The 24,513-nt window shown below is 58.0% G+C and carries 17 protein-coding genes and 2 pseudogenes; 9 read left to right on the forward strand and 10 right to left on the reverse strand.

Going from position 1 to position 24,513, the window contains the following annotated elements:
* Positions 1-152: 152 nt before the first annotated feature.
* Both DV711_RS03845 and DV711_RS03850 read left to right on the forward strand, forming a co-directional pair.
* Positions 153-581, forward strand: coding sequence for a MaoC family dehydratase (locus DV711_RS03845; RefSeq protein WP_114694315.1), 429 nt, complete (start codon positions 153-155; stop codon positions 579-581).
* 29 nt (positions 582-610) lie between these two features.
* Entirely contained in the window at positions 611-1,156 is a 546-nt protein-coding gene (locus tag DV711_RS03850) for a hydrolase (protein WP_114694316.1), read from the forward strand.
* Positions 1,157-1,216: 60 nt separating this feature from the next.
* Here the strand turns inward: DV711_RS03850 and dsbD are convergent, their stop codons facing one another.
* The gene (dsbD, locus tag DV711_RS03855) at positions 1,217-3,148 is read right to left on the reverse strand and encodes a protein-disulfide reductase DsbD (RefSeq protein WP_424398982.1); all 1,932 of its coding nucleotides are present in this window, start codon (positions 3,146-3,148) and stop codon (positions 1,217-1,219) included.
* A 202-nt stretch (positions 3,149-3,350) separates the two neighbouring features.
* Positions 3,351-3,932 carry a TIGR04211 family SH3 domain-containing protein gene (locus tag DV711_RS03860; RefSeq protein ID WP_114694318.1) on the reverse strand — a complete coding sequence of 194 codons (582 nt, stop codon included), beginning with the start codon at positions 3,930-3,932 and terminating at the stop codon, positions 3,351-3,353.
* Positions 3,933-4,171: 239 nt separating this feature from the next.
* On the opposite strand from DV711_RS03860, the gene DV711_RS03870 reads away from it, so the two are divergent.
* The 3 genes from DV711_RS03870 (at position 4,172) to DV711_RS03880 (ending at position 11,651) form a co-directional block, all read left to right on the forward strand.
* The gene (locus tag DV711_RS03870; protein ID WP_114694320.1) at positions 4,172-6,973 is read left to right on the forward strand and encodes a PD-(D/E)XK nuclease family protein; all 2,802 of its coding nucleotides are present in this window, start codon (positions 4,172-4,174) and stop codon (positions 6,971-6,973) included.
* Complete coding sequence (locus DV711_RS03875) at positions 6,970-10,374, forward strand: UvrD-helicase domain-containing protein (RefSeq protein ID WP_114694321.1); 3,405 nt, start codon at positions 6,970-6,972, stop codon at positions 10,372-10,374. The genes DV711_RS03870 and DV711_RS03875 overlap by 4 nt, the downstream gene beginning before the upstream one ends.
* A gap of 203 nt (positions 10,375-10,577) precedes the next feature.
* Positions 10,578-11,651 (forward strand): 3-deoxy-7-phosphoheptulonate synthase, encoded by a 1,074-nt coding sequence (locus DV711_RS03880; protein WP_114694322.1) that lies wholly within the window; start codon positions 10,578-10,580, stop codon positions 11,649-11,651.
* Positions 11,652-11,733: 82 nt separating this feature from the next.
* Here DV711_RS03880 and nfuA read toward each other — a convergent pair whose 3' ends face one another.
* Complete coding sequence (gene nfuA / locus DV711_RS03885) at positions 11,734-12,336, reverse strand: Fe-S biogenesis protein NfuA (protein WP_114694323.1); 603 nt, start codon at positions 12,334-12,336, stop codon at positions 11,734-11,736.
* A gap of 206 nt (positions 12,337-12,542) precedes the next feature.
* On the opposite strand from nfuA, the gene DV711_RS03890 reads away from it, so the two are divergent.
* Together DV711_RS03890 and DV711_RS03895 are read left to right on the forward strand one after the other, a co-directional pair.
* A complete protein-coding gene (locus tag DV711_RS03890; protein WP_243633722.1) occupies positions 12,543-13,877 on the forward strand; it encodes an MATE family efflux transporter in 1,335 nt (444 codons plus the stop codon).
* Positions 13,878-13,998: 121 nt separating this feature from the next.
* Entirely contained in the window at positions 13,999-15,165 is a 1,167-nt protein-coding gene (locus DV711_RS03895) for a cation:proton antiporter domain-containing protein (protein WP_114694324.1), read from the forward strand.
* 108 nt (positions 15,166-15,273) lie between these two features.
* On the opposite strand, the gene DV711_RS03900 is transcribed toward DV711_RS03895, so the two are convergent.
* From DV711_RS03900 to DV711_RS19765, 7 genes and pseudogenes are all read right to left on the reverse strand, one after another.
* Positions 15,274-16,089, reverse strand: a complete 816-nt coding sequence (locus DV711_RS03900; protein WP_165839995.1) for a tetratricopeptide repeat protein — start codon at positions 16,087-16,089, stop codon at positions 15,274-15,276.
* Positions 16,090-16,306: 217 nt separating this feature from the next.
* On the reverse strand, positions 16,307-17,578 hold the full coding sequence (gene serS, locus DV711_RS03905; protein ID WP_114694326.1) for a serine--tRNA ligase: 1,272 nt from the start codon (positions 17,576-17,578) through the stop codon (positions 16,307-16,309).
* A 45-nt stretch (positions 17,579-17,623) separates the two neighbouring features.
* The gene (gene crcB, locus DV711_RS03910; RefSeq protein ID WP_114694327.1) at positions 17,624-18,001 is read right to left on the reverse strand and encodes a fluoride efflux transporter CrcB; all 378 of its coding nucleotides are present in this window, start codon (positions 17,999-18,001) and stop codon (positions 17,624-17,626) included.
* 74 nt (positions 18,002-18,075) lie between these two features.
* Positions 18,076-19,431, reverse strand: a complete 1,356-nt coding sequence (locus DV711_RS03915) for a replication-associated recombination protein A (protein WP_114694328.1) — start codon at positions 19,429-19,431, stop codon at positions 18,076-18,078.
* Positions 19,432-19,446: 15 nt separating this feature from the next.
* On the reverse strand, positions 19,447-20,070 hold the full coding sequence (gene lolA, locus DV711_RS03920) for an outer membrane lipoprotein periplasmic chaperone LolA (RefSeq protein WP_114694329.1): 624 nt from the start codon (positions 20,068-20,070) through the stop codon (positions 19,447-19,449).
* Positions 20,070-21,575, reverse strand: a pseudogene (locus tag DV711_RS19760) (DNA translocase FtsK); the annotation flags it as partial. The gene lolA and the pseudogene DV711_RS19760, both read right to left, overlap by 1 nt.
* 456 nt (positions 21,576-22,031) lie before the next feature.
* Positions 22,032-22,580: pseudogene (locus tag DV711_RS19765) on the reverse strand (DNA translocase FtsK 4TM domain-containing protein); the annotation flags it as partial.
* Positions 22,581-22,781: 201 nt separating this feature from the next.
* Here DV711_RS19765 and trxB point away from each other — a divergent pair.
* Both trxB and aat read left to right on the forward strand, forming a co-directional pair.
* A complete protein-coding gene (gene trxB / locus DV711_RS03930) occupies positions 22,782-23,738 on the forward strand; it encodes a thioredoxin-disulfide reductase (protein ID WP_114694331.1) in 957 nt (318 codons plus the stop codon).
* A 67-nt stretch (positions 23,739-23,805) separates the two neighbouring features.
* Positions 23,806-24,486, forward strand: coding sequence for a leucyl/phenylalanyl-tRNA--protein transferase (gene aat, locus DV711_RS03935; RefSeq protein WP_114694332.1), 681 nt, complete (start codon positions 23,806-23,808; stop codon positions 24,484-24,486).
* Positions 24,487-24,513: the final 27 nt, after the last annotated feature.

A 24,513-nucleotide genomic window follows, 5' to 3' on the forward strand; every position in this document is an offset into this window, starting at 1 on the left:
GATCCGGTACGCACGGTAAAAGCCTTACCGAACAACCAAGACCAAAGTTGACAAAAATCACATACCGCACCGTTTGGACATCGGTACCGCTTAGGCTACCCTTGCGTAACAGAATTTTAACCCTCTTACTGACAACGATTCAGGAATAAGCCATGACGGATCTACACGGTTACTACATCGAAGACCTTAGCGAAGGGATGTCAGCCTCAATTGAACGGACGGTTACCGAAGCCGACGTTAACACTTTCGCCGAAGTGACTGGCGATGACAACCCGGTCCACGTTAACGCTGAGTATGCCGCCACGACCATGTTCAAGCAGCGCATCGCTCACGGCATGCTCAGCGCGGGTTATATCTCCGCAGTACTGGGCACCAAAATGCCGGGACCGGGCGCCATCTATGTTGACCAGCAGCTTAAATTCAAGGCACCGGTCATGATCGGCGATACCGTCACCACCACCGCAACGATCTTGGAAATTAACGCTCGTCGCCGTCGCGTGATCCTGAAAACCGTCTGCAGCGTGGCTGACAAGGTTGTGGCCGAAGGCCAGGCCACACTGATGGTGGACTCCAAAGGCTGAGCATCTAATTTGGGTTTAGGGAGCAAACTATGCTGATATCACCGCAACAATCCTTACTGCTGGTAATCGACATCCAGGACAAGCTGGTACCGGCGGTCGTCGAGCCCCAGCAACTGATCGAAAAAACCCGTTGGCTTCTGGAGGTCGCACAGATCCTAGAGGTTCCGGTACTGGCATCCGAGCAATACCCTCAAGGATTGGGCCATACGGTGGCTGAGCTCAATGAGCTGATCCCCTCCGATCGCGTTGTCGACAAACTGCACTTCTCCTGCGCCGCCGAACCGGCCTGCCTGGATCGCATCGCCGCCGAACAGCGTAAGCAGATTGTCATCTGCGGCATGGAAGCCCATGTCTGCGTTTTCCAATCGGCGGTTGGTCTGCATCAGGCCGGCTACGACGTGTTTGTGATTGGTGATCTGATCTCCTCACGCAGCGCATCCGATCACCAACTGGCACTGGAAAGAATGCGCCAGCTGGGCATCCAGGTTGTCAGCCGCGAGATGGTGGCATTTGAGTGGATGCAAAAGTCGGGAACCGACAGCTTCCGCACCATCAGCAAGAACTACTTACGCTGAGCCCTATACCCCACAAAACAAAGCCGGGCTTAGCCCGGCTTTTTTATTAGAAACGGCTGCTCAAGAATCTGCCACCAACTGCAGGTGATGTAAGAAGTCTTTCGGATCCGGCACTCCCACCAACATCGCTTCATCCAATCGCTGCCCCGCCTTGGTATAGAAAACCAGCGCCGGCGGCCCGACAATCTGATACTCCTTGTACAATGCCTTAGCCGCATCATCATGAGCTGTCAGATCAATTTTGATCGTGACAAAGCGATTAAGCTTATCGACCACCTCGGCGTCAGCAAAGGTGTAAACCTCAAGCTCCTTGCAGGACACGCACCAGTCGGCATAGAAATCCAGCATCACCGGCACCTGTTGACGACGCGCCTCCGCCAGCAACGGCTGCAACTGCTGCCGGGTTGTGATCTCGGTAAAGCGCACCTCCGGAATTGCCGCCGCACTGCCACCGGCGATCCCCTGCAGCGGCCGCAACAGCGTCCCTTGTCCGGTACCGATCGCCACCATCAGCATGGCGCCGTAGATCAGCAGGATCACCCCCAGCGATTTACCCAACCGCAATACCGCGCCGGCGTTCTGCTCCAGGCGGTCCAGCGTGCGCAGAAACACGGCCGAGCCAATTAACACAACCGCCAGCAGCCCCATGGTCACCTGAGGCGCCACGATACGATCCAGCATCCAGATCGCCATCAACAGCAACCCGACGCCAAAGAAACGCTTCACGGACTCCATCCAGCCGCCCGCTCTCGGCATTAGCTTACCGGCCGAGCAACCCAGCAAGATCAGCGGAGTTCCCATACCAATGCTCATCGTAAACAGAGCCAGGCCACCCAGTACCGGATCACCGGTCTGGCCAATATAGACCAGCGCACCGGCCAACGGTGCCGCAACGCACGGGCCGACGATCAGCGCCGACAACAACCCCATCACCGCAACGCCGGCCATCTGCCCGCCCTGCTGGCTCCGACTGATGTTATCCAACCGACTCTGCAACGATTGCGGCAACTGAAGCTCATAGAAGCCGAACATCGCCAGTGATAAAACCACGAACAGGCCGCTGAACAGCCCAATAATCCAGGGATTTTGGAAGCTGGCTTGAAGATTGGCGCCGAACAGCCCTGCCAACACACCTACCAGGGTGTAGGTCAGACTCATCGACAGCACATAAACCAGCGATAGACGCAGCGCCTTACCGGAAGTGATGGCATTTCCGTGACCGGCAATAATACCGGCCAGAATCGGGATCATTGGAAAAACACAGGGAGTCAGCGACAACGCCAAGCCGGCTCCGAAAAACAACGCCAGGGTCAACCAAAGATTACCGCCGGCCAATCGCTCCACATATTGACGCGGATCGGTAAGTGACAACCCTTCGTCGGTTGTCGCGAACGCAGATGTCGCGGTAGCAGCTTCCTTCTCGGCCAGTCCGGCCTCGGCCGCAGGTGAACCAACCAGGCCTGCCGCCAGCGGTGTAACCTTGGTTGGAATGCCACTCAAATTGAGGGTTTTGGTAACCGGCGGATAGCAGATCCCCCCTTCCCAACAGCCTTGGTACTCGATTTCGACCGGGCCACTGAACTCCCCATTGAGAGTCGAGCGGAGCTGTACGCTGACTTCAGCACCCTGATAGTAAACCTGAACCTCACCGAACAGTGGGTCCTGCTTGGTTTTTGAGTCCGGATATTGGATCTCAACGACCTCAATGCCCTCAACCGGCTTTACCCGGATCTTGTCGCGGTACAGGTAGTAGTCATCTTCGATCTGCCAGAACAGGCGCTGGACGCCATTTGCATCGGGCTGGCTACTGAAACGGTAGGCCTCTTCGACATCCAACGGGCCGTCGTTATTGCCTATTAACTTATCGAAGACCGATGCCTGAGCAGCTGCCGGAAGCATAAAGCTCGACAACACAGCAAGCAGCAACACGGCAAGGGTAGGAAGCGCCGCTAAGCGCCAGTGGGGGAAAAAACTAACCGGATTCAACAGCACGGCTCCCAGTCGGTAAGATTTCGATTTGGAACTGCCTGATAAGACGGCGCCATCACCGAAAAGTTACAGCAATCATCGATGGTAAGGTCAGCTTGCTAAGACCAACCTTGGACCAAAAAGTTCAGCACTTTTAACCGCTTCCAACTCGCTAATGAGCCAAGGAACGGATCTCCCCGCCCGAACGGATCGACTATGAACAGAATTAGAACCAGTCGTCCTTACGGCGACGGCGCTTGGGCAAGTGAGGCACAATCAAACCGATCAGGATGCCGCCGAGCGCCAGCGCACCACCACGGAGGAACCAGCCCATCAAGTTGGTTTCATCCATCGCCTCGAGCTCACGTTGCAGACGATCAACTTCGTTCTGCAACTGGGCGGTGTCGGCAGTAGATCGGGCCTGCTTTTCATTGGAGCTGTTCAGATCCGTCTCAAGCGCAGCGATCGTCTCTTTCTGCTCTTCAATAATCTGACTCGAACGGGCCAGCGCCTTTTCCAGTGCCGGCAGACGCACGGTGATGCTGTCACCGTTGTCGATATACTTGCTCTGCACCCAGCCCTCGGTGCCTGACGCTAGTCGGACGTGGCTGTAGCCGGTTGCCTTGTTCTGCTCCAGCACATCCAGCATGGTGCCGCTGGGCACGTTGGCTTTGATTCGATACTGATTACTTGGCCCCCGGTGCATAAACACCGTCACTTTATCGCTGATATGAGCACCCGCGGCCAGTGAGGGAGCAGACAGACCCAACGATGAAAGCAAAACCAAGACCAGCAACCCAAAGCGCATAACAACCCCCTAACAAACCTGAATAAAGAAATACTGCTCACAAGATAAAGCTGGCGATTATAGCAGCCAGCCACACACCGGTTAAACCGCAATCCGTACGCACCATCGCGATCGATAACTCCTGTAGCGGTCGATCCTGTGTGACCCAAGGACGCAGACCAAGTTCCATACCTCCCACCCCCTCAAACACAGGCGTTGCTGTTATCATCGACGCTTTGATCCACCTGAAGACATCGACCATGACCCCTCTGTTCCCGATCCAAGATCTGGTTCCGGCACTGACTGCCCAACAATGCGTCCTGACACCCAATCGCCGGCTGAGCCGCCACCTGCATCACAGTTACGCCGAGCATCAGCGATCGCAAGGGCTTCGCAGCTGGCATAGCCCACGGATCCATTCGTTGGAGGGGTGGATTCAACAACAGTGGCAGCAACTTCAGGATCAGGGCAGCCCCCTTGCCCGAGTATTGGTACTCGACGCCCGCCAGGAGCTGCACCTGTGGCAACAGGTTCTGGAACAGGACGACCAGGGTCAGCAGTGGCTACAACCCACAGGCGCTGCCCGCCAGGCACAGCAGGCGATCAAGACCCTGCAGCTGTGGTGTCAAACCCTCGATTCCGAACTATTACAAGGGTTGATCCCGGACGATTTTCCACTGCAGCGCTGGCATCAGCAATTTCGCCAACGTCTGGACGACCTCGGCGCCATCACCTTTATCGATGCGGTCGAGCGCTTGATCCAGGCCTACCAAAGCGCCGAGCTGCGAGCCGAGCCTGCCACCTGGCTGGTCCAGTTCCAAGAGCTGACCCCGCTACACCAACAACTGCTGCAACAAGCCTTCGAGCAACAGCATCACCATCAGCAACCCGTTGATGAAGCCCACTGCCAACGCATCGCCTGCGACGACCATCAGACCGAGATCGCTCTGGCAGCACAATGGACCCGGCAAATACTCCAAACTCAGCCCGGCGCACTGATCGGCATTGTCGATCCGCAGCTAGCCAACTTTCGCGACCAGTACGAGCGCCAGTTGCGTCACGTGCTGGAGCCGGTGCGATTGTTCAGCAATGAGGAGCAACAGGCACCGTTATTCAACATCTCTATCGGCACTCCGCTCAGCGATGCGGCCATTATCGATAACGGACTGCTGTTATTAGAGTTCATTAGTCGACCGCTAGAGCTCGATGAGATCTGCACCCTGCTCTATAGCCCGTTTATGCCCGGCACCGATACTGAGATCGAGCTGCGGGTAGCGCTGGAACTGCAACTTCGTCGCCTGGGCCATGCCCAATACAGCCTGCCGTCACTGCTTCAACAGCTCAGTCTGGTCGAGCAGCGACAGGCCGAGGCAGCCGACTCAGAGCCAGAGGGCTCCGATAGCGGCTCCAGCGAACTGACCAAATTATTGCAGCAGCTGGGCCGACTCACCCGCCAACCCTATCGCAGCCTTAACGACTGGGGACGCTGGACGATCCAACAGCTGCGCCAACTCGGCTGGCCCGGTTCGCGTCGTCCCAGCAGTATCGAGTACCAGCAGATCAGCCAATGGTACGAGCTGCTGGCGGGATTCGGTCGCTTTGACCCACTACTCGAACCGATGTCGCTTCGACAGGGACTCAGGCTGTTACGCAGCGAGACACAACAGCTGAGCTTCCAACCACAGGTCGGCGATTCGGCAGTTCAGGTACTCGGGCCGCTGGAAGCCGCCGGCCTTCGCTTTACCCACCTTTGGATCTGCGGCCTCAGCGATGAGCGCTGGCCGGAAAGCCCCAGCCCCAACCCGCTACTTCCCAGCGCCTATCAGCAGGCGCTGGGCATGCCCCATGCCAGCGCCGAGCGCGAGCTGGAGTTTTGCCGCCAACTGACCCAACTGTTTGCCCATAGTGCCAATCAGGTTGTCCTCAGCCATCCGGAAAAAGAGGGCGATCAACTGCTACGCCCCAGCGGCCTGATTCGTGACTACCCAATAGTCAGCATCGATCAACTGCCGATCAGCCAAAGCCGCCCATTTGAACCCCAGCAGCAACTGGCCGATCTAGCCAGCCTGCAGCAAACGGCGAGACTAGAGCAGATCGACACCCAATGGGCCCCCGCGGTAGACACCCAGGAAGCTGAAGGTCTTGGCGGCGGCAGCGCCCTGCTGGCGAACCAGTCGCTCTGCCCCTTCAGCGCCTTCGCCATTCACCGCCTGGGCGCTCAACCACTGGATCAACCCCAACTGGGCCTTAACGCCGCCCAGCGAGGCAATATTGTCCACGAGGTGATGGAGCAACTCTGGCGTCACTTCAAAGACCAGCAAGCCCTGGCGCAGTGTCCGCCCGAGCAGCTCGAGACCTGGTTGCACGATGCCATCCAGCAGGCACTTCGACTGCCTCGACTGCAGGCCCGCCGCTGGATGGGCGATCACTACTGGCGGCTGGAACAGCTGCGACTCGAGGGGTTGATCAAACGCTGGTTGTCAGCCGAGCTGGAGCGCCCGGCATTCAGCATCGAGGCGCTGGAGAAACCGCTCCAGGCGGAAATTCGGGGTCTGCGACTCAAACTTCGGATCGACCGGATCGACCGCCTGACCGATGGCAGCCTGCTGCTGATCGATTACAAGACCGGGCGACCGGGCGTCACCGACTGGTTCAACGACCGGCCGAGACAGCCCCAGCTGCCGCTCTACCAGTACGCCACCCGCCATTCCGTCTCGGCACTGGCGTTTGGTCAGATCCACCCCAAGAAGGTCGGCTTCGTGGGGCTGCACGATGCGCAGACGGATTCACCGGCCGAAGGCATTGGAATCCTGGCGAAACTTCGCAACCCTCCGGCCGCCGACTGGCAGCAACTGACCGAGCAGTGGCGCAACACACTGGAACAGCTCGCCAGTGACTTTTTGGCCGGCAATGCGCAGGTCGATCCGCTAGATTCCAACGCCTACCGCTACTCGAAGCTCGAACCCTTGAACCGCTATTACGAACAAGCCGAACAACAGGCCTCAGCCGCACCAAACGCGCAGATGCCGACGCTGAAACCACAACAGGAGTGCGCATCATGAAGCAGCCGCTCGATAGCGCCAATCGCCAGCGGGCCCTCGATCCCGGCCAGTCATTCTGCGTTCGCGCCCCGGCCGGCTCGGGTAAAACCGAGCTGCTGACCCAGCGGGTACTGGTGTTACTGGCACGGGTGCAACGCCCCGAAGAGATCCTCTGTATCACCTTTACCCGTAAAGCGGCGGCGGAGATGCGCGACCGGATTCTGAAATCCCTGCGCAAAGCGGAACAGACCGAGCCGCCCCAGGCACCCCATGAACGCCATACCTGGGAGCTGGCCAGAGCTGCGCTGGCCAACGATCAACAGCAGCAGTGGCATCTGCTGCAAAATCCGGCACGGCTGCAGATATTGACCATCGACGCGCTGTGCGCCGGTTTGACACGCCGCCTGCCGCTACAAGCCGGCTTCGGCCTGCAACCGGACATCTGTCCCGATGCACAAACACTCTACCAGCAGGCCGTCGAAAGGCTGCTGATGCACCTTGAGGAAGACGACCCGGTCGCCGAGCCTCTCGGTCGACTGTTATTGCATCTGGACAACAACCTCGACCGGATCGAACCGTTACTGGTGTCGATGCTTGGCAAGCGCGAGCAGTGGCTGCCACTGATCGGTAGCGGCGAACAGCTGCGCCAGGCCCGCCAACTGCTCGAATCGGCCCTGGGCCAGCTTCGTCAGGACGAACTACAAGCATTACGCCAGCAACTGACCCTGTTTGAGTCAGACCTGGCCGGATTGCTGGATTACGCTGCCGGCAACCTGACCGATGATTCGCCGCTGGCTTGTTGCCAGGGGATCACCGAACTGCCGGGAACCGCCAACGAGGACCTTCCCCAGTGGCAGGCGTTAACCGAACTGCTGCTGACCGCTCAGGGCCAGTGGCGCAAACAGGTGACCGTAAAAAACGGTTTCCCGGCGGGCTCGACCAAGGATGAAAAAGCCCTTGCCAAAGCGCGCAAACAGGCATTGATGGAGATGATCGGCCAGCTGTCTGAACTCCCCGGGCTGCTGGAGCGCCTGCAACGGCTGCTGCTGTTGCCGGTCTCAAACTACGCCGATACCCAGTGGCACATCCTCGATGCCCTGACCCAGGTATTACCCCGCCTGGTGGCCGAACTCTGGCTCTGTTTCAGCGAACAGAATCAGGTCGACTACAGCGAGTTGACCCGCGGCGCCCTGACCGCCTTGGGCGATGAACACCAGCCCACCGACCTGATGCTGCTGCTGGATTACCGACTCAGTCACATCCTGGTGGATGAGTTTCAGGATACTGCCGCACCTCAGATCGCGCTGCTGCAGAAACTGACCCACGGCTGGCAGAGTGGCGACGGTCGCACCCTGTTTATCGTCGGCGACGGCATGCAGTCCTGTTACGGCTTCCGCAACGCCAATGTCGGCCTGTTCCTGAATGCCCGCCGCGAAGGGATAGGGTCGGTATCGCTGCAAAGCGCCGATTTGAGCGTCAACTTCCGCTCCCAACAGCAGCTAGTTGGCTGGGTTAACCAGGTCTTTCGCGGCGCTTTCCCGGCCGAGGATGACATCTGCCGCGGCGCGGTCAGTTATTCCGATTCCGACAGCTTCAATCCGCCACTGGATGGCGAGGCGGTCAAACTCCACGGCCTGGTGGATTATCCCAACAACGACAGTGCCGCCACAGCCGAAGCCGACCTGATCGTCGATCTGATCCGCAACACCCGCGCTGAGAGCCCCCAAGACAGCATCGCCGTACTGGTGCGCAACCGCTCCCACCTGCGCGCCATTCTGCCGGCGCTGCAGCGAGCCGGTTTCAACTGGCTGGCCACCGACCTTGATCCGTTGGCCACTCGGATGTGGGTTCAGGACCTGCTGTCGCTGGCCCGCGCTCTATCCAGCCCTGCCGATCGAATCGCTTGGCTAGCATTACTGCGGGCACCCTGGTGCGGCCTCGACAATGCCGACCTTCTGGCCTTGGCAGGGCTGGAACATCGGCGCACCCCCATCCTGACCCGGCTTGAGCAACTACTGGGTCAGCAGGACACGATCCAGGTTGAGAGCCGCCGCCTCTCCAGCGACGGTCTGTCGCGGCTGCAGCGTTTCTACGCGGTATTTGGCAACGGCTGGCAACAGCGCCAACGCCGCAGCCTGCGCGACAGTATAGAGCTGTGCTGGCTGCGCCTGGGCGGTGCTGCGGGCTTGGACAGCGCCCAACGCCGCGACATCGATCGGGCGCTGGATCTGATAGGCCAGCATGAGCGGGCCGGCAGGATCGCGGATTGGAGCCAGCTGGAACGGGATCTGGGCAAGCTATACGCACAACCCGCCAGCGATGCCGATCCGCGACTGCAGATCATGACGATCCACAAGTCCAAGGGGTTGGAATTTGACCATGTCATTCTAGCCGGATTGCATCGAACCCCACGTGCCGATGATAAAGCCCTGCTGCAGTGGCACGAGCGGCTCAACGCCAACGGTGAGCTGGAGCTGTTGATGGCACCGCTGGCGGCCGACAGCGACGATGAAGACCCGATCTACCGCTACCTCAGTAGCGAAGCCTCGGCCCGCGACCGGATGGAATCGGTACGCCTGCTTTACGTCGGCGCAACCCGAGCCATCAAGCGGCTGCATCTGAGCAGCTGTTTCACTACCGACAGCAAAGGCACTCTCAAGAGCCCCGCCAAGAACTCTCTGCTGGCCGGGATCTGGCCGCAGGTCAAAGACCTGTTTGAGTGCTATCCGGCGCCGGATAATTTGAAAACCCACGCCCCGGATCGCAGCCTGCACCAGCTAAAACGTCTAAACCTGGATTGGCAGGTGCCACTGCCGGCTGACGAGAACCTGCTACCCGCACCTTCACGCCGCGAACTCGATGAAGGAGACAACCTGCCGGAGGCGGATTGGTTGCAAGCCCCTCGATTGGCGGGAACCCTGGTACACCAGGTCTTCAAGCAACTGGCCGAAGCCCCGCTTCCCAGCCTGGAAACACTGTCGACCCAACGGCAGCAGTGGCGGATCCAGCTACAACAACTGGGGCTGGGTAGCGACGAACTGGAGCAGGCACTGGTTCGAGTGGAACGCCTGTTGGGCCAGGCCCTGGAAGACCCTACCGGTCGCTGGCTGCTGGATCATCGCCACCCCGATAGTGCCAGCGAACTGCCGCTGAGCCACTACAACGGCTTCAAAACCCAGCAGTTTGTCGTGGACCGGACCTTTATCGGCGAACAGGGCGAGCGCTGGATTATCGATTACAAGACCGCCGCGTGCCCGGCAGAGCTCGACTTTAGCCAGTTTATCCAGCAAGAATCAGAGCGTTATCGGCAACAGCTGCAGAATTACGCCAACTGCTTCCGAGCCATGGAGAAGCGGCCGATTCGTGCCGCACTCTATTTCCCGGAAAGCTGCCATCTGGCCGAAATCAAATTGCTGACCTGACCCGGTCAGGTTTAGCGGTCATCGACGGTAAAAGCTCAGCGCCGATGACCATAACCCCTTGACCGATGGTGCAATGCAGCTAGATATGTTACAACCTGCCAACACAGTGACTGTGATCCAGAAATAAAGCCGCGGCTGCCATCACGCCCTCCTCGTTACATGCGTGATGGAACAGACCCCGGCAACAGAGTTAGGAAAGAGCAATGACCGATGTCCGCGTTGATGACCTAAACGTCAACTCACAATCCATCCTGATCACCCCCGAGCAGCTGAAGAAAAAGGTGCCTCTGACCGAAGCCGCCTGCCGCTCCGTACTCGAAGGGCGTGATGTGATCCGTAATATTCTCGACGGGAAAGACCACCGCATGTTTGTGGTTGTCGGCCCCTGCTCGATCCACGATCCTGAAGCCGCGCTGGACTATGGCCGCAAGCTGAAGAAGCTGGCCGATGAACTCAAAGACACCCTGTACATCGTCATGCGGGTCTACTTTGAGAAACCCCGCACCACCGTCGGCTGGAAAGGCCTGATCAACGACCCTCACATGAACGACTCGTTCGAAATCGAGGAAGGTCTGCAAATTGGCCGTCAACTGCTGATCGATCTTGCCGATATGGGCCTGCCGCTGTCCACCGAGGCACTCGACCCGATCTCACCGCAGTACATGCAGGATCTGATCTGCTGGTCAGCCATCGGCGCCCGTACCACCGAATCCCAGACTCACCGCGAGATGGCTTCCGGTCTGTCCAGTGCGGTCGGTTTCAAGAACGGCACCGACGGCGGCCTCACCGTAGCGATCAACGCATTGCAGTCGGTGTCCCACTCCCACAGCTTCCTGGGTATCAACGGCGACGGCCAGGTCTCGGTGATCAATACCGGTGGCAACCAGTATGGCCACGTAGTCCTGCGCGGCGGCAATAACATCACCAACTATGACTCGGTCAGCGTCAAGCAATGCGAGGCAGCGCTTGAGAAGGCAGGTGTCAGTACCAACATCATGGTTGATTGCAGCCACGCCAATTCCAACAAAGATCCGGCACTGCAGCCGCTGGTCATGGAGAACGTGGCCAACCAGATCCTGGAAGGCAACCAGACCATTGTCGGCCTGATGATCGAGAGCAACCTGGAATGGGGCAACCAGTCGATTCCGAAAGACCTCAACGAACTCAAGTACGGCGTCTCGGTTACCGATGCCTGTATCGATTGGGATACGACCGAAAAATCGCTGAAAGAGATGGCCACCAAACTGCACGAAGCCCTGCCGGCCCGCCGCAGCTAAGCCGCTAAGGAAAACCAAAAAAGGCTCCCTCGGGAGCCTTTTTTATACTGTAGCCAGCACCATAATCGGCGCCATCTACAGGTTACTGATAGTAAGCGTTGTCGGTTACCGAATGGTCGGTCACATCTTTGACGCCGACCAGACCACGAACCTTCTCTACCAGCGTGGCTTCAACACCATCCTTGAGGGTCATATCGACCGCGCTACAACCCTGACAACCACCGCCGAACTTAAGCACCGCGATCTCACCCTGCTCTTCGCTGATCACCTCCACCAGCGACACCTGGCCGCCGTGGGACGCCAGCCCCGGATTGATGTCATTGAACAGTACGTAGTTGATTTGATCTTCGATCGGGCTGTCTTCGCTGACCTTGGGCACCTTGGCATTGGGTGCTTTGATGGTCAACTGCCCTCCCATGCGGTCGGACGCGTAATCGACCACGGACTCTTCCAGATAGGGGATACTGTGGGGTTCCAGATAGACCTTGAAAGGTTCAAGTTCCATCACCTCATCCTCTTCCTGCACCTCTTCCGGCCGGCAATAGGCCAGACAGGTTTCGGCGTAGGGAGTACCGGGCTGGGTCACGAAGATTCGTACACCGATTCCCTCAACACTTTGTTTTTCCAGCAGTTCAGAGAGGTAATCCTGAGCGCTTTCTGTGATGGTGATGTCGTATGTCTGCATCGATAAAACTACCTATAACAATCTTGGTTCCATTCTATGCGATCGTCTGCCAATAATGAACCTTACTTTTTTGGTCAGATATTAGACAGCTTCTAAACTGTTGCACCCTGCCGTTAAACCCAAGCTCCCCCATTAGCCCCATTTACCCCACCCAGCGCAGCCGGATCTGATAGAATGGCGCCCTTTTAGCCCAACGCCACAAGGTCTTGATTCTGAACTTCCTTAACCCCCGCTACCGACAGATTCTGACACTGGGCCTGCCGATTATCGGCGGTATGCTGTCGCAAAGCCTGCTGAATCTGGTCGACACTGCTTTGGTCGGCGCCCTGGGCGGCGCTGCGTTAGCCGGTGTCGGCGTCGGAGGCTACGCCAGCTTCCTGGTCATGGCGCTGGTGATGGGGCTGTCATCGGGGGTACAGGCGATGGTGGCGCGGCGCCACGGCCAGGGCCGACTTGCCGTAAAAGCGGAACCACTCAACGGCGGCCTGCTGATCGCCCTGCTTTTCTGCCTGCCGTTGATGCTGATCTGCCTATCCCAATCCGATCGCATTATTGCCTTGATCAGTAACGACCAAGAGCTGATGCAGGTTGCCGTACCCTACCTGGACTACCGGCTCCTTGGGGCCTGGGCCGTCGGTTTTAACCTGTCGTTCCGGGGCTACTGGAACGGCATCAATCAGTCGCTGGCTTACCTGCGGGTGCTGGTGGCGGTGCATCTTTTCAACGTGGTAATCAGCTACGGCCTGATCTACGGGGCCTTCGGCTTGCCGGAACTTGGCGCAGCCGGAGCCGGACTCGGCACCACACTCTCGCTGTATTTGGGCAGTCTGGTCTATATCCTGATGACCTGGCGCCAGGCCAGAAGCCGCGGATTCCTGACCCGATTACCCGATCGGCAAACATTGACCAGCCTTCTGCGGCTATCCATTCCCAACTCTCTGCAGCAACTGGTGTTCGCCGGCAGCGTCGCGGTGTTGTTCGGCATCATCGCCACACTGGGCACTCAGGAGCTGGCTATTGCCCATGTGCTGACCCATCTGTCGCTGCTGTTGATTCTACCTGCGGTCGGTTTCGGCATGGCGGCCACGACCCTGGTCAGCCATGACCTGGGCAAAGACGACCAGGATTCCGCCACCCAGTGGGGCTGGGATACGGTCAAGGTAGCCGCTGTTACCGTCTTGCTACTCAGCCTGCCGCTATGGTTTTTACCGGCGCAGATTCTGGGGCTGTTCCTGTCCGAGCAGCCACTAATCGACCAGGCACTGATACCGCTACGTATCACCTGCGTCGCCATCTGTATCGACGTGATGGCCATTGTGTTTACCCAGGCGATGCTTGGGGCCGGCGCCAACCGCACGGTGATGCTGGTAACACTGGTGGGCCAGTGGGGCTTTTTCCTGCCACTGACCTGGCTGGTCGGCCCTGTTTTAGGCGGAGGGTTGACCGCGATCTGGCTGGTACAGCTGCTTCATCGAGGGCTATCCTCAGTCATACTGAGTTTTATATGGTCGCGCCGACGCTGGAGCCAGATCCGCTTATAATCTTGGTCTTGTTTACTAACCATTTGATAACAAGGCATTGTTGCCATAAACGGGGCATTCTTCATAATACCGTTACAGGCCGCTGCTAAAGCCGTCAGAGGCCGTTACTGGAGTTTTTGGTTTGGAACACTCGCTGGTTTTCTCTTTCTTCCTGATTTTCACCGGGGCCGCCGTCATCGCTTCTCTGGCCCTGTTTACCCGCCAGCCGCTGCTGGTGGCCTATATCGTACTGGGCGCCCTGTTCGGCCCCTACGGTATGGAGATGGTCACGGACACCAGCCTGCTGTCGGATATCGCCGAAATCGGGATTATCTTCCTGCTGTTCCTACTCGGGCTGGACATGCAACCCAGCCACCTGCTGCACATGCTCAAGAAAGCCACCCTGGTGGCGCTGCTCAGCTCGGCGGTCTTTGCCGCCATCGGCTACGGTACGGGCAAAGCCTTTGGTTATACCGAGACCGAGTGCCTGATCATCGGTCTTTCACTGATGTTCTCGAGTACCATTATCGGCATCAAGCTGCTACCGACGACGGTTCTGCACCACAAACACACCGGTGAACTGGTTGTCGGCCTGCTGCTGCTGCAGGACGTGATCGCCATCATCGTACTGCTGGCTCTCTACAGCACCAGTTCCGGCGATGTCAGCCCAACCACCTACCTGAAGACCCTGTTGGCATTCCCGCTGCTGATCGGCTCGGCATTCCTGTTCGTCAAATACATTCTGTTGAACCTGATCCAGCGCTTTGACCGCTTCCATGAATATATCTTCCTGGTGGCTATCGGCTGGTGCCTGGGTGTGGCCGAAGGCGCTGCCGCCATGGGATTATCGGCTGAGATTGGTGCCTTTGTTGCCGGGGTCAGCCTGGCGACCAGTCCAATCTCGCAATATATCGCCGAGAGCCTGAAGCCCCTGCGTGACTTCTTCCTGATCCTGTTCTTCTTCTCGATCGGTGCCAGCTTCAATCTCGGTTTGCTGGACGACGTGATCGTGCCGGCCTTGATCCTGGCTGTTCTGGTGCTGGCCTTTAAGCCACTGGTCTTCAAGGTACTGCTGCAACGGATCAGTGAAAGTTCGCAGATGGGCTGGGAAGTGGGCTTTCGTCTGGGCCAGACCAGCGAGTTCTCACTGCTGATCGCCTACCTCGCCACCAGCACGCTACTGATCGGCGAAGAGGCTTCACACCTGATCCAGGCAACCGCTATTCTGACCTTCCTGGTCTCGTCCTATATCGTAGTGTTTAACTTCCCGTCACCGATTGCAGTGTCGGATCGGTTGCGGCGTGACTAAGCGCTTCTTAGAGGTGCGATCAGGTAACAGCGGTCCGCGATAACAACCACTGTTGAGTTTGCAATGGGATGACGAAAGACGACTGGGGTTTGCAGTACTGCCGCTCACTTAGCCCGGTGAGTCAGTAGATGCATCGGGAAAGATACGCTGACGCTTCAGCTCGGAAATCCGCTTGGCTTCGGCCAGCTGCTCCTTGGTCAGCATGGCGGCAACAGCCTCACGGGCACTGATCGATTGCTGATCCCCCGCCTGAACCGCCGTATTCCACCAGCTGTAGGCCTCGACGAAGTTCTTCTCGACCCCCTCACCTTTAAAATGCATCAGCCCCAGCGTGATAATGGAGTCGACGTTACCCTGCTCGGCCGCCTTGCTGTGCCACTTCAGGGCTTCTTTATAGCGCCTTGGCACGCCGAGACCACGGTAGTACATGATTCCCAGATTGTGCTGCGCCGGAGCCAGGCCTCGCTCGGACGCATGCCTTAGCCAGAGCACCGCCTGAGACATATCCTTAGCGACGCCCTTGCCGTCCTTATAGAGCATTCCGAGACGGAACTGACCCAAGGGGTCACCTTCTTGTGCTGCCTTGTGGTACATAGACGCCGCCATCATGTAATTCTTAGCGATCCCCAGCCCCTGCTCGTACAGGGTACCGAGCATCGACTGAGCTCGCGGCAAACGCTGATTAGCAGCTTTACGGAACCAGTAGGCGGCTTTGACCGGGTCTTTCTCCAACCCCTGCCCGGATAGAAAGACAAGCCCAAGATCGTACTGGGCGCTGGCATTACCTTGGATAGCCAGTGAGCGCCACAGCTTCAATGCCGTAGCATGATCTCCGCGCTCAAAGGCATCGAGGCCTTCATAGAAGTCCGCCTTGACCGGCATAGCCAGTACAAACAACAAAGGCAGGGCTGCCAGTTTTCTCATTCCACGTCTCATTCAAGGCCTGGAGCCAAGGGTACAACCGGTTGTTATTGAACCGTTTTCAATAACACCGTAATTATTGTAGGTCAGAAGAGACTACCACGGAGTTCCAACAGAATGAACCAGGCCGAAGGTCGAGCGCCAAAATAGGAAAAAGTCCTAGGAAATCCGTCGGTTTCAGACGCCCGGCCGGAGGACCCAGCCGGGCAAAGGGAAGTCATCAGAGCTCGGTAGCACCACCCATATAGGGCTGCAGCGCTTCGGGAATAGCGACGGAACCGTCGGCACGCTGGTAATTCTCCAGCACCGCCACCAGGGTGCGCCCTACCGCCAGGCCTGAACCGTTCAGGGTGTGCAGCAGCTCCGGCTTGCCGGTTTCCGGATTACGCCAGCGCGCCTGCATGCGGCGGGCCTGGAAATCACCCATGTTGCTGCACGATGAGATCTCACGATATTTCTGCTGACCCGGCAGCCAGACTTCCAGATCGTAAGTCTTGGTGGCGGAAAAGCCCAGATCACCACCGCAGAGCACGACCACACGGTAGGGAAGATTCAGCTTTTGCAGAATCGCCTCGGCATGACCGGTCAGCTCTTCCAGCGCCTCGAACGATTTGGAGGGCTCAACCAGCTGGACCATCTCGACCTTTTCGAACTGGTGCTGACGGATCATGCCACGGGTATCACGACCATAGCTGCCCGCTTCGCTGCGGAAGCAGGGAGTGTGACTGGTGAATCGCTTGGGCAGCTCGGACCCTTCCAGAATGCTATCGCGGGCAATATTGGTGACCGGCACTTCGGCCGTCGGGATCAGGTAGAAGTCGTTATCGCCAGGAACCTTGAACAGATCCTCTTCAAACTTAGGCAACTGGCCGGTACCTCGCAGACTGTCCGCATTGACCAGGTAGGGTACGTAGACCTCTTCGTAGCCATGTTCCTGAGTCTGGACATCCAGCATAAACTGGGTCAGTGCCCGGTGCAGCTTGGCCATCCGACCGCTCATCACGGCAAAGCGTGAACCGGTGATTTTTGCCGCAGTTTCAAAATCCAGACCGCCCTGTTTGGCACCCAGATCAACATGATCCAGCGGCTCGAAGTCGAATTGGGTCGGCTCACCCCAGACGCGGACTTCAACGTTGTCGTCTTCACTGTCGCCAGCCGGCACCGAGGCATCCGGGATGTTCGGTACCCCCATCAGCAGCGCATCCAGATTTTCCTGGACCTGTTTGTACTCGGCAGCAATGGACTCAAGCTGCTGTTTGATCCGCTCGCCTTCCGCTTTCAGCGGTGCGATATCCTCACCGGCTTTGGCCGCTTTACCGATCTTAGCCGCCTGAGCTTTACGCTCGGATTGCAGTTGCTCGGTGGAGGATTGCAGCGATTTACGCGCACTTTCCAGCTCGTTGAATCGAGCCGTATCAAACTGATAACCCTTGGTGGTGAGTTTTTCGACGACCGTTTCGAGGTCGTTTCGCAGAAGCTTGGGATCGAGCATCGGTCAGGATGGCCTTTTTTCTCAAATGGTTAAAACTGAATTACATCAAAACAACAGTCGCGTCAGCCACATTCCGGCCGCCAGTGCGGCGATGCAGCAGAAAACGCTCAATAATATATAAATCGCTGCGGACATGATATGGCCCTGCTCCATCAACGTCAGGGTTTCCAGCGAAAAGGTCGAAAAAGTGGTGAATGCTCCTAGGAAACCGACCATCAACAGCTGTCGGGAAGGCGGTGGCAGTTGGGCTTTCTCTAGAATCAACACAAAGCAGACGCCCATCAGCAAGGATCCCAGCACATTAACGGTCAGAGTCCCCAATGGCAGCGGATGATCGATATTGTTGACCACGTAACCGCTGACCCAGTAACGCCCCAGCGCTCCGCAGGCCCCACCCATGGCAACCATCAACAACTGCAGCATATCCACCCTCTTCCGTATTATGCGATTCCATTACCCAACCAAGCCATCATGACGCCTGCAGGGTCGCCACGGCGCTAGTCCCGTTCGTCCTTGTAGCGACGACGCTGGCTGGCTTGATCCAGTTGACGCAGATGATCCAGCTTGTCGGCTATTTTCTGCTCCAAACCCCGAGATTCCGGCTCATAGTAGCGACGCTGATGGATCGGCTCCGGCAGGTAGACCTCACCGGCGGCGTAAGCATTGGGTTCATCATGGGCGTATCGGTATTCGGCACCATAGCCCAGGTCTTTCATCAGCGAGGTCGGTGCATTGCGTAGATGCTCCGGCACTTCGTAGGACGGGTCCGCCTTTACATCCGCCATCGCCTGATTAAACGCCCGATACAGCGCGTTGGACTTGGGTGCGCAGGCACAATATACCGCAGCCTGAGCAATAGCCCGCTCACCCTCTGCCGGCCCCAGCCTGGTGAATGCATCCCAGGCATTCAGCGCAACCTGCATCGCCCGCGGATCGGCATTACCGATATCTTCCGAGGCGATCGCCAGCAGTCGACGCGCCACATAAAGCGGGTCACAGCCACCATCAAGCATCCGCGCATACCAATAGAGAGCACCATCGGGCGACGAGCCACGCACCGACTTATGGAAAGCCGAGATCTGATCGTAAAACAGATCACCCTGCTTATCGTAGCGACGCCCCGAGGCCTGCAACACCTCTTCCATTACCGCCTCATCGACTACCTTGACGCCGTCTCGATCGATTGCTAGATCGGCAGCGATCTCCAGCAGGTTCAGCACCCGACGGCCGTCACCATCGGCGGCCTGCGCCAATCGCTCAATCATTTGCGGTGCGATCTGCAGACCACTATCGCCCAGCCCCCGAGGGTCGCACAGCGCCTGTTCCGCCATCTCCACCAGCACCGACGGCTCCAACGAGCGCAACAGGTAGACCCGGGCCCGTGACAGCAGAGCGCTATTGAGTTCAAACGAGGGGTTTTCGGTGGTCGCACCGATAAAGATGACCGTGCCATCTTCGACGTAGGGCAGGAAAGCATCCTGCTGACTCTTATTGAAACGGTGGACCTCGTCGACGAACAGGATCGTCTTGCGCCCCGACTGCGCCCGCTGCAACTTCGCCTGTTCGATCGCCAGCCGGATCTCTTTGACACCGGATAGGACCGCCGAAATCGATTCAAAATGCGCCTCGGTGAGCTCGGCAATCAACTTGGCCAGAGTGGTCTTACCTACCCCGGGCGGCCCCCAAAGGATCATCGAATGGGGCGTGCCCTGCTCGATGGCGCTGCGTAGCGCTTTATCGGGCCCAAGAATATGGGACTGGCCGAAATAATCATCTAGCTGACGCGGACGCATCCGCGCCGCGAGGGGCTGATAACCTTCGGATTGCTGCTCTTCGAACAGATCGGCGGTCATGGGCGCGAAGTGTCCTTATTGCTCGATCAGGTCAACCCCATCGGGGACCTGAAATTCAAACTGTTGCGACTCCAGAGTCGGATTGAGCGTCAAATCATAGAAGTGCACGCTGGTCTGCTGCCCCAGATTATCCTCGAGCTGCATCTCTATCGGCACCCCGCTGACAAACTGCATCCGCAACACCGTAAAGAGCGCATCCTCACTGTTGGGCAGCAGTCGGAAGGTTCCGCTGTCACCCTCCACCGGACCTTGAATCTGAAACGAGTCCTGCAGCGTCGCCAGATCTCCGCTCAGCAGCAGTGCAGGCGTATTGCTCAACTGCTGATCCACCGCCTGGCGAGTCACCTGTTCCAGATCCTCATCGTACATCCACAGGGTCTGACCATCGGATACCAGTAGCTGCGGGAAAGGCTCGTCGGTGCGCCAGCGGAACTTGCCCGGTCGCGCCAGCACCATCTCACCCTGGCTTTGCTGCAAACGGGTTCCGCCCCCATCCAGCACCAACTGCTCAAACCGAGCAGATAAGCTATCGATCTTGCCCAACAACCGATGCAGATTCTGCCCTGCATCTGCTGCCTGCAACCAGCCCGCATTCAAACTCAATAGAACCGTCAAAAAAAGCCGAATCATTCCATTCATCAATTCATCTCTACCGGAGGGGGAGCCAACACTTCTCGGCTGCCGTTATGGGCCGCCTCACTGACAACCCCGGCCGCTTCCATCGCCTCGATCATACGAGCGGCACGGTTGTAGCCGATCTTCAATTTACGCTGCACCGCCGAGATCGAGGCACGGCGGCTCTTGGTCACATGGGCCACCGCCTCGTCGTACAACGGATCCTGCTCGTCCTCAAACAACGAACCGGTGGTACCGGAACCGCCGGTGGTGTCCATATCGACCGACTCCATGAGGATCTCTTCGACAAAATCGGCTGGCCCCCACTTCTTCCAAGCCTCTACGGTACGATGCACCTCGTCGTCACTGACGAAAGCGCCATGGACACGGATCGGCATGCTGCTACCTGCCGGCAGATAGAGCATATCGCCGTTGCCCAGCAGGTGTTCGGCACCGCCCTGATCCAAGATAGTGCGGGAGTCGATCTTCGAGGAGACCTGGAACGCAATCCGAGTCGGCACGTTGGCCTTGATCAGGCCGGTAATCACATCCACCGACGGACGCTGCGTCGCCAGGATCAGGTGAATCCCTGCCGCCCGGGCTTTCTGGGCGATCCGTGCGATCAGTTCCTCCACCTTCTTACCGACGATCATCATCATGTCGGCGAACTCGTCAATCACCACAACGATATAGGGCAACGTCTGTAACGCCGGTGCCGGGGCGCTCTCGTCGAAGCCCTCCTCGACCGGATTCCACAGCGGATCGGTCAGCGGCGTACCGGCCGCCTCGGCAGCGCGAATCTTATCGTTGAAGCCGGCAAGATTTCGCACCCCCATCTTGGCCATCAGCTTGTATCGACGCTCCATCTCGGCCACACACCAGCGCAGCCCCGTGGCAGCCTCTTTCATATCAGTTATGACCGGCGTCAGCAGATGGGGGATACCGTCGTAGATCGACAACTCCAGCATCTTAGGGTCGACCATCATCAAGCGCACTTCGTCCGGCGTTGCCTTGAACAACAGGCTTAGCAGCATCGCATTAACGCCCACCGACTTACCCGAACCGGTGGTACCGGCCACTAACAGGTGGGGCATTTTGGCCAGATTGACCACCACCGGATTTCCGGCAATATCGTTACCCAACCCGAGACTCAGCTTGGATCCGGCGCTGCTGTATACATTGGCGCCCAGCACTTCACGTAGCCGCACCATTTCTCGGTTTTCGTTAGGTATCTCGATACCGATCACCGACTTACCGGCAATTACCTCGACCACTCGCACGCTCATCACCGCCATCGAGCGGGCCAGATCTTTAGCCAGGTTGGTTACCTTGCTGACCTTGGTTCCTGGTGCCAGCTGGATCTCAAACCGCGTGATAACCGGGCCCGGATTCACCTCCGTCACTTCAGCAACAACGCCGAAGTCCTTCAGCTTCACTTCCAATAGCCGCGACATCGTCTCCAGCTGTTCGGGGGTATAGCCCTGAGCACTTTTGGTTTCCGGCGGGTCTAGCAGATCGACCTTCGGCATCTGTTTGAGCTGCTGCTGTTTGCGCGCTGGTGCGATGGTTTTGCCAGCCTCGGTATCAGATTCATCGATCGCCTCGACGGTTTCCGATAGCGGCACTATCTTCAGCGACTTGTGGTCCTGAGCGGGTGCTGCCACGGTCGACGACGCTGTCGAGCGCTTATCAGCCGGGCGTTGAACACCTGCCTCCAAAGCAGCCATAACCGCCTGCTCATCGGGTTCATTGCGCCCCGCATCTACCGGATCGATCGAGAATGGCGGCAGATCGTCAACCTCGACCCCGTGATGGGTGCCGGTTTTAACGTTTTTGCGACCGCCTTCGAATGCTGGTGCTTGCTCTGCCGGCTGCTCTGACTCTTCTCGAGCACGATCAACGGCATGTTGGAGCGTTCCCGTTCCGGCGCTGGCCAACCCCAGCAGACGCTGCCAACCACCCAGCAGATAACTACCCAACTGCTCAGTCAGCCGCAGCCATGAAAGGTCGGTGAACAAGGTAACGCCCAGCAGCAGTACGCCGAGTAGAATCAGCGTTCCCCCTAGGACGCCCAGGCTTAACAGAGCCGCTTCGGCCAGCTCGAGACCGACAAGCCCTCCAGCCTCAAACGGCAAGTTCAACCAGCGGTTATCGAAATGGATCGCAGCCAAGGCTGAGCCGGAACCGATCAGCAACACGGCGCCGACAGCTCGCAGCAGCATGTAAGGTAGTGCCGTCAGCCAACGTTCCTGCGGGCGGCGTAGAAACCGCCAGGCCCGATAGACCAGCATCAACGGCAGTACCGGCGCCATATATCCGAACATGGAATAGAAGAAGTCAGCCAGCCAAGCGCCACTGCTACCGGCGGCATTTTGCACCGAACCGGTGTAGCCCAGATGCGACCAACCCGGATCGCGAGCATCGAAACTGAACAGTGCCAACAGCAGAAAACTGCACAGCACAAGAAATAGAATCAGGCCACCTTCCTTGGTGATCCGAGAGATAAACTCGCTGAATGCCTGACGATCGGTCATACCGCTACCGTGTTCCTAGTGTTACAAACCGGCCAAAATACCACATTTTTCAGACGACTTGAGCCTCCAGATCGACAGCAAAGTAATAAGCTCAACGAAAAATCTTCTAACCCTCACAGGCAACTGGCGGTTCCAAATTTAAAAACAGATGGATTAAGATTAGGTCCCATTGATGAACCGCCCCTTAAAAGAGATTTTTGTATGAGCGAAACCAGACACTCTCGCCTGATCATTTTGGGCTCAGGCCCGGCCGGTTACACCGCCGCCGTCTATGCAGCCCGCGCTAACCTGAAGCCGCTGCTGATCACCGGTATGCAGGCAGGCGGACAGCTGACCACCACCACCGACGTGGACAACTGGCCGGGTGATCATGAAGGCGTTCAGGGGCCTGAGCTGATGCAACGCATGCAACAGCACGCCGAGCGATTCGAAACCGAAATCCAGTTCGACCATATCCATACCGTAAAGCTGACCGAGCGTCCCTTTACGCTGACCGGCGACAGCGGCACCTATACCTGTGACGCCCTGATCATCGCGACCGGCGCGTCCGCCATGTACCTGGGGCTCGATTCTGAAGAAGCCTTCCAAGGCAAAGGCGTCAGCGCTTGCGCAACCTGCGATGGGTTCTTCTACCGCAATCAGAAGGTGGTCGTGGTCGGCGGCGGCAACACCGCTGTCGAAGAAGCGATGTACCTGTCCAATATCGCCTCCGAGGTCACCCTGATCCACCGTCGCGACAGCCTGCGGGCCGAGAAGATCCTGCAGGACCATCTGATGGAGAAGGTTGAAAAAGGCAACATCAAGGTGGAGTGGAATCACACCGTCGATGAGATCGTCGGTGACGACATGGGCGTTACCGGCGTACGCATCAAGGACGTCAACACCGGCGACACCAAAGTTGTCGAAGCGATGGGCTGCTTTATCGCCATCGGTCACAAGCCCAATACTGATATCTTTGCCGGCCAGCTCGAGATGAACAACGGCTACCTGCAGATCCAGAGCGGCTTGAGCGGCAACGCCACCCAGACCAGCATACCCGGCGTATACGCCGCCGGCGATGTCGCCGATCAGGTTTACCGCCAGGCGGTAACCTCGGCCGGTTTCGGCTGCATGGCGGCACTGGATGCAGAGCGCTTCCTCGACAACCTCGATAAGTAAGTCGATCTAGCAGTTGCAAAGGGAGGCCAGGCCTCCCTTCTCTTTTTTCTCACGCCTCAGCCCTTTCATGTCTCAGATTCCCTGGCTTGATGATGAACTCTGGTTTCCGCCGCTGGATCAGGCGCTGGCCGATCCGGATGGGCTGCTGGCAGCCGGCGGTGATCTCAGCCCTCAACGCTTACTACTCGCTTACCGCCACGGAATCTTCCCCTGGTTCGATGATCAGCAACCCATACTCTGGTGGAGCCCCGATCCTCGATGCGTGTTGTACCCGGACCAGCTCTACCTCTCCCGCAGCCTAAAAAAACTGCGGCGCCAGCAACGGTTTGAAGTCAGCTTCGACCGCGCCTTCGATCAGGTCATCGCCGCCTGCGCAGCGCCCAGAATGGACGACCCAGGCACCTGGATCACGACGGAGATGGAACAGGCCTATGCAGAGCTCCACCATCTTGGCATCGCCCACTCGGTTGAGGTCTGGCAACAGGGGGAGCTGGTAGGCGGTCTCTATGGAGTCGCCATCGGGCGAGTATTCTTCGGTGAGTCGATGTTCAGCCGCGTCAGCAACGCATCCAAGGTCGGGTTTGCCACCCTGGTCGAACAGCTGAGCGTTTGGGGCTATGCTTTAATAGATTGCCAGGTTGAAACCGAGCACCTGATGTCGCTGGGCGCCTGCCTAATCCCCCGCTCAGAGTTTGCCAGGCAATTGGAACAACATTGCGCCGCCGAGAACCACTGGCGCAACAATTGATCGTTTTCCACGAGACCAACGCAAACC

This window comes from Motiliproteus coralliicola, assembly GCF_003345655.1.
Lineage (GTDB): Bacteria > Pseudomonadota > Gammaproteobacteria > Pseudomonadales > Balneatricaceae > Motiliproteus > Motiliproteus coralliicola.